Source organism: Citrobacter sp. Colony219, assembly GCF_019382635.1.
GTDB lineage: Bacteria > Pseudomonadota > Gammaproteobacteria > Enterobacterales > Enterobacteriaceae > Citrobacter > Citrobacter youngae.
This window is the reverse complement of the sequence record NZ_CP080033.1, coordinates 4,716,316-4,723,177: the sequence shown is the minus strand read 5'-3', so window position 1 is coordinate 4,723,177 and position 6,862 is coordinate 4,716,316. Positions and strand designations below refer to the sequence as shown.

Below are 6,862 nucleotides of genomic sequence, written 5' to 3'. Positions count from 1 at the left end.
GCATTGTTAATATGGCGCGTTATTTTTCTTCGCTACGCGCACTGTTAGTGGTACTTCGTGGTTGCGATCCATTACTTTACCAGTATGTCGATGGGGGCGGCTTTTTTACCTCGCATGGGCAACCTAACAAGCAGATGCGTCTGGTGTGGTATATCTACGCTCAGCGTTACCGTGATCATCATGACGATGAGTTTATTCGCCGCTGTGAGCGGGTTCGCGGTCAGTTCATCCTTACCAGCGCGTTATGTGGGCTGGTGTTAATCAGTATGGTCGCGCTGATTATCTGGCACTGATTTCTACGACAGATATAAAAAAAGCGGGTCAGTTTCCTGACCNCTTTTTTACTGTGTATGCATTTAGATTAGCTTCAGGGAGAGCCAGTACAGCACCCCGGAAAGGATAATCGCTGCTGGCAGGGTGAAGACCCAGGCCATCAGAATGCNNGGTTACCGTTTTACGCTGCAAACCGCCACCGTCAACAACCATCGTCCCTGCAACAGAAGAGGAGAGAACGTGAGTGGTGGAAACAGGCATACCGGTGTAACTGGCGAGACCGATAGAGACTGCGGCAGTCATCTGTGCCGACATCCCCTGAGCATAGGTCATGCCTTTCTTACCGATTTTCTCACCAATAGTGGTCGCCACGCGACGCCAGCCAATCATCGTACCGCAGCCCAGAGCCAGAGCAACAGCCATGATAATCCAGACGGGTGCGTACTCAATGGTGCTCAGCATGTCGGTTTTCAGTTTCTTCAGCAGTCGCTGATCGTCGCTGCTTACGCCAGGCAGTTTCACGACTTTATCGGTGTATCAGAGATGCACAGCATAATGCGACGCAGCTGGCTACGCTGCTCAACGCTTAACTTGTCGTAGGTTTCCAGGTTCGCCAGCATACCTTTTGCACGCTCAAGCGCGTTGATGGTATTTGCCGGGTGACAATGGAACTCTGCCGGTGTTGTTGTCGCCGTTTCCGTCGGAGACGGAACAACTGATCAACGCCGGTCGCCTGTTTGAGCAGATCAGGACGCTGCTGGAAGTAGGTTTCGACGTTATTGATAGCATCACGGGTACGCGTAATTTCGTAACCAGAAGCATTCATATTCACCACGAAGCCTGCAGGCGCTACGCCAATCAGTACCAGCATTACCAGACCAATACCTTTCTGCCCATCGTTAGCGCCATGAGAAAACGCCACACCGATAGCGGAGAGGATCAGCGCGATACGCGTCCAGAACGGCGGCTTTTTCTTACCGTCTTTCTTTTCACGCTCTGCTGGTGTCAGGTGAATACGTGCCNNNTCTTGGTGCCGTTCCAGTAACGACGCAGCAAGAAGATCAGACCGCCAGCGAACACCAGACGACAATAGGGGAAATGATCAGCGAACCGAAAATATTGAGCACTTTCGGGATGTTAAGTGCATCCACCACTGAAGTCCCGTTCATCAACGCATTGGTTAAACCAATACCAATGATCGCGCCAATCAGCGTGTGGGAGCTGGATGCAGGCAGACCAAAGTACCAGGTACCGAGGTTCCAGATAATTGCCGCCAGTAGCATGGAGAACACCATGGCGAGGCCATGTGAAGAACCCATGTTGAGCAGCAGATCCGTTGGTAGCATATGCACGATGGCATAAGCTACGCTGAGACCACCCAGCAAAACACCAAAGAAGTTGAACAACGCAGCCATGACCACCGCCAATTGCGAACGCATTGCACGGGTATAGATCACGGTTGCGACAGCATTGGCTGTATCGTGGAAGCCGTTAATTGCTTCGTAGAACAGCACAAAAGCCAGAGCAAGCAATAATAAAAGCCCGGTATGTAAATCCAGGCCAGCAAACAAATGTAGCATAGGACGTTACGCCATTTTGAGGACATGAACGCGGCGCATTATCAGTGACTTTGGCGGCGCGGGCAAAGTGAAATATAGAGTTTTTTTGATTTGTCTCCTGCTTTGTTTTACACCACTAAAGAATTATCCTATAGAATTCAGGTAAATACCTATTATTGATAGTTTGGTGCTGGTGCGACCACTGAGGAATCTTTACAATTCACGCCCGCTTTTTAGAGAGGATCGCAACGTGGAAAGGTTTGATACCGTTATTATAGGCGCTGGCGCAGCGGGTATGTTCTGTGCCGCGCAGGCAGGGCAAGCAGGCAGTCAAGTACTGCTGATTGATAATGGTAAAAAAGCCTGGACGTAAGATCCTCATGTCCGGCGGAGGGCGCTGTAACTTTACCAATCTTTATGTGGAACCGGCTGCATATTTGAGTCAAAACCCGCATTTTTGCAAATCGGCGCTGGCTCGCTATACGCAGTGGGACTTTATCGATTTGGTGGGTAAACACGGCATTGCCTGGCATGAAAAAACGCTCGGCCAGCTGTTCTGCGATGATTCGGCCCAACAAATCGTCGATATGCTGGTGGCTGAATGCGAAAAAGGTAACGTTACGATGCGTTTACGTAGCGAAGTCCTGAGCGTCGCACAGGATGATGATGGCTTCATTCTGGAACTGAACGGGATGACGGTCGGTGCGAAGAAATTGGTTATTGCCTCCGGTGGGCTTTCCATGCCGGGTCTGGGAGCAACGCCGTTTGGTTATAAAATTGCCGAACAGTTTGGTCTGAAGGTTCTGCCGACCCGTGCCGGTTTGGTGCCTTTCACGCTGCATAAGCCACTGTTGGAGCAGCTTCAGGTACTCTCAGGCGTGTCTGTTCCTTCCGTTATCACCGCTGAAGACGGCACCGTATTTCGTGAAAACCTGCTCTTTACGCACCGTGGGCTTTCAGGCCGGCCGTTTTGCAAATTTCCAGTTTTTGGCAGCCCGGCGAATTTGTCAGCATTAATTTGTTGCCGGATGTTGACCTTGCGAGCTTCCTCGATGAACAACGAAGCGCACATCCAAATCAGAGCTTAAAGAACACGTTAGCGATGCAGTTGCCGAAACGTCTGGTGGAATGCCTGCAGCAATTAGGGCAAATCCCGGATGTGACGCTGAAACAACTTAACGTGCGCGATCAGCAATTGCTGGTCGAAACGCTGACCGAATGGCGGGTGCAGCCGAACGGTACCGAAGGGTATCGCACAGCGGAAGTCACGCTGGGAGGCGTGGATACCAACGAACTGTCTTCGCGCACGATGGAAGCCCGCAAAGTGCCAGGGCTGTACTTTATTGGTGAAGTGATGGATGTCACCGGCTGGTTGGGTGGGTATAACTTCCAGTGGGCGTGGTCGAGCGCCTGGGCATGTGCACAGGATTTGGTGTCTGAATAAGTGAAAGACTCTGTCTGCACATAATAAGAAAAAATATCATAGTGATGTGTGATACATGAACTGACTCTGACGTGCGTTTCTTAACTCCAGGAATGATATGATAAATCAGTTAAAATCGCACAGATAAGAGAACGGGAGACACATGGTTATTCCTGAGGTAAAACAGGAGCGGCTCTATCAAAAGATAGCCAATCTCATCATTAAGCTCATCAATGATGGTATTTTTCCGCCGGGAAGCTTCTTACCACCCGAACGTGAGCTGGCGAAGCAACTCGGTGTAAGTCGCGCATCGCTCAGAGAAGCACTGATTGTGCTGGAGATTTCCGGATGGATCACCATCCAGTCAGGTAATGGTGTGATTGTTGCTGATAAAAAGCATTCCACCAGTGATTATACGATTGAAGAAATCCTCTATTCGCGTGAGTTGGTCGACAGCCATTGTGCGCGTCTTGCTGCTCAGGCCGGGAAAGAAGATCTAATTAGCCAGCTTGAAGCACTGCATCTCAGCATGGAAAAGGCCATTAGCGAAAACAATGTGCATGGTTTTTATTCCCTCGATAAGCAATTCCATCTAACAGTATCAGAAGCCAGCCAGAACCGCGTACTGCTTGATATGTCGCGAATGCTGTGGGAACAGCGCGTTAACATCCCGTATGCCGGACTGGACAAACGTTCCGGCAATCGGGATGTATTAACCAGCATGAATACACAGCATAAAGCGATTGTGGATGCGATCCGCCAGGCTGATGCTGACGGTGCTTACCAAAAATCGCTGGAACATCTGGCCTATGTCAGACAGATCGTGGGTCTTTAATAACACCACGCTATTGGCTCAGAGCGGCTACCGCTGCACGTGCGCCTACGCTGTGCAATTGCTGACAGGCAGCGGTTACGCGTTCGATAAAGTCTGTGTTCTCGCAAAGGTCTCGCCCAAAGATAGTGTCAATTGCTAACAGCGCCCGGACACGTTCTTCTATTGATGGATACTGTTGATAAATAGCCTGATACTGTGCTGACAGCGGATCTATCACCTCAATCGGATGACCTTGTTCATCCACACCGCTGATGTAGCGCATCCAACCGGCGACTCCCAACATCAGATGGCGGGCATCTTCGCCTTTTTTCAGATGGAGTCGAATGGGGTCCAGCAAGCGTTGTGGTAGTTTCTGGCTGCCATCCATCGCAATTTGCCAGGTTCGGTGCTTCAGTGATGGATTAGTAAAGCGCGCAATCAGCAGCTCTGCATAAGCCGCAAGGTCTGTTCCTTCCGGCATCGACAGTGTCGGCGCTTGTTCATTGAGCATCAAAGCACGCGCAGCGTTGCGATACGCCGGGTTGGTCATCGTATCGGCAATTGTTTCATAACCGCCCAGATAACCAAGGTAGGCCAGGAAAGAGTGGCTGCCGTTGAGCATGCGTAACTTCATCATCTCAAATGGCACCACATCTGCTACAAACTGTACGCCCACGCGATCCCAGTCCGGGCGTCCATTGACAAAGTTATCTTCAATCACCCACTGACGGAACGGCTCACAGGCAATGGCACAGGGATCATCTACCCCAGCTGTTCTGCGATTTGCGCTAACGTCTCTTCTGTCGCTGCCGGAACGATGCGGTCTACCATCGTGCATGGGAACGTTGCCTGTTCGGCAATCCACTCAGCCAACTGCGGATCGCGCTCGGCGGCTAAACCCAGGACAGCGGTTTTTGCGACGTGGCCATTTTCTCGTACGTTATCGCAGGACAGCACAGTAAAAGCCTTCAATCCCTGCTGACGGCGTAGCGCGAGGGCTTCGACGATATAACCCATTGCTGATTTGGGGGACAGTGGGTGAGCAATGTCGTGCTGGATAAACGGATGATTCAGATCCAGCTCGCCGCTGGCGGCATCTGTGCAATATCCTTTTTCGGTGATGGTCAGCGAAACGATGGCCGTTTCGGGACGTGCCATTGCGTGGATAATGGCTTCACAGCCGTCAAATTCAGGATGCAGCGCTTCTTTCATCGCGCCAATGATTTTAAGCTCTGTCGTTTGTGCTCCGCGCTCGGCAACGGTGTACAGCAGATCCTGCGCCTTCAGGTTTTGAATCAGTGTGGCATCGTTTCCGGGCATCAGGTTGACCTCACAGATACCCCAGTCGCTGTCACTGCTTTCCAGCAAATGATGTGTATAGAGCGCCTGATGAGCGCGGTGAAAAGCGCCGCAACCAAGATGTACGATGCGCGAAACGAGGCGTGAACGATCCCAGCGTGGTCGTGGGGTGGAAATCTGGGCGGTGGCGAGATTCTTGTCCATGACAAACTCCTGTCATTGATGATCTTCTTTGATAATGCGCTATCAAAGACCGGTCCTGACTGAAAGTGAAAAACCGCATGGCAGGGATACCATGCGGCAATGTGGTTACTGATTGAAGAAGGCGCGTTGGATAGCCAGTTCAACGCCGCGTACTTCAGCCAGGCCCTTAAGGCGACCAATAGCGGAATACCCTGGGTTGGTTTTCTTTTTCAGATCATCAAGCATTTGATGACCATGGTCTGGTCGCATGGGGATAAGTGAGGCGTTGCCTTCAGCTTTACGTCGCTGTTCTTCTTCGACTATCGCTTTCACTACGCTGTACATATCGACATCCCCGGAGAGATGTGCCGCCTCATGGAAGGTTTTGGGATTCTCTTCACGTTGTGTGGAACGCAGGTGCGTAAAGTAAATCCGTGGGCCGAACTGTTTGATCATATCAACCAGATCGTTGTCTGCGCGTACGCCGTAAGAGCCTGTACACATCGTAAAACCGTTGGCTGTGCTGTTTACGGTATCCACCATCCACTGCATATCTTCTACAGTAGAAACGATGCGCGGCAGGCCAAGAATTGGGCGCGGTGGATCGTCCGGATGAACCGCCATACGTACACCCACTTCTTCCGCTACCGGAATAATGGCTTTCAGGAACCAGGCGAAATTTTCCCGTAAGGCCGCTTTGTCGATATCTTTATAGGTTGCAAGGTGGCTACGGAATTGGTCCAGCGTATAGCCTTCCTCAGCACCTGGCAGACCTGCAATGATATTTCGCGTCAGCCGAGCTTTGTCCTCTTCGCTCATATTCACAAAACGCTGGTGCGCCTGTGCAATTTCCTCTGCGCTGTAGTCCGCTTCCGCACCGGGACGCTTGAGGATATGCAGTTCAAAGGCGGCAAACTCAATCTGGTCAAAGCGCAGAGCCTTTGAACCGTCGGGTAGCACATATTCCAGGTCGGTACGGGTCCAGTCCAGAACCGGCATGAAGTTGTAGCACACGGTAAAGATGCCGCATTGGGCGAGATTACGCAGCGTCTGCTGGTAATTCTTGATCCACAGATCGTACTGGCCCGTGTGGGTCTTGATGTCTTCATGGATCGGCACGCTTTCCACGACCGACCAGACCAGACCGGCTTTTTCCACGATCGCTTTGCGTTTGAGAATTTCTTCTACGGACCAGACTTCACCGTTTGGAATATGGTGCAGCGCAGTTACCACACCCGTTGCACCGGCTTGACGAACATCGGACAACGACACGGGATCATTCGGGCCATACCAACGCCAGGTTTGTTCCAT

3 protein-coding genes and 3 pseudogenes are annotated in these 6,862 nt (G+C 51.4%); 3 read left to right on the top strand and 3 right to left on the bottom strand.

The features are described 5' to 3' along the window. Positions 1-2 precede the first annotated feature (2 nt). Positions 3-293 carry a universal stress protein UspB gene (uspB, locus tag JTI85_RS21035; RefSeq protein ID WP_255574980.1) on the top strand — a complete coding sequence of 97 codons (291 nt, stop codon included), beginning with the start codon at positions 3-5 and terminating at the stop codon, positions 291-293. A 63-nt stretch (positions 294-356) separates the two neighbouring features. Here the strand turns inward: uspB and pitA are convergent. After that, positions 357-1,853: pseudogene (pitA, locus tag JTI85_RS21030) on the bottom strand (inorganic phosphate transporter PitA). Positions 1,854-2,082: 229 nt separating this feature from the next. On the opposite strand from pitA, the pseudogene JTI85_RS21025 reads away from it, so the two are divergent. Beyond that, a pseudogene (locus JTI85_RS21025) lies at positions 2,083-3,276 on the top strand (NAD(P)/FAD-dependent oxidoreductase). A 142-nt stretch (positions 3,277-3,418) separates the two neighbouring features. Then, positions 3,419-4,090, top strand: coding sequence for a FadR/GntR family transcriptional regulator (locus tag JTI85_RS21020; RefSeq protein WP_048213623.1), 672 nt, complete (start codon positions 3,419-3,421; stop codon positions 4,088-4,090). Positions 4,091-4,100: 10 nt separating this feature from the next. Here JTI85_RS21020 and JTI85_RS21015 read toward each other — a convergent pair. Together JTI85_RS21015 and uxuA are read right to left on the bottom strand one after the other, a co-directional pair. Continuing rightward, positions 4,101-5,572, bottom strand: a pseudogene (locus JTI85_RS21015) (fructuronate reductase). Between the two features lie 105 nt (positions 5,573-5,677). Further along, entirely contained in the window at positions 5,678-6,862 is a 1,185-nt protein-coding gene (gene uxuA, locus JTI85_RS21010; protein ID WP_048213621.1) for a mannonate dehydratase, read from the bottom strand.

Excerpts from the sequence above, each read along its gene's own strand:
- JTI85_RS21020 (WP_048213623.1), top strand. The coding sequence starts at position 3,419 with ATGGTTATTCCTGAGGTAAAACAGGAGCGGCTCTATCAAAAGATAGCC.
- uxuA (WP_048213621.1), bottom strand. The coding sequence starts at position 6,862 with ATGGAACAAACCTGGCGTTGGTATGGCCCGAATGATCCCGTGTCGTTG.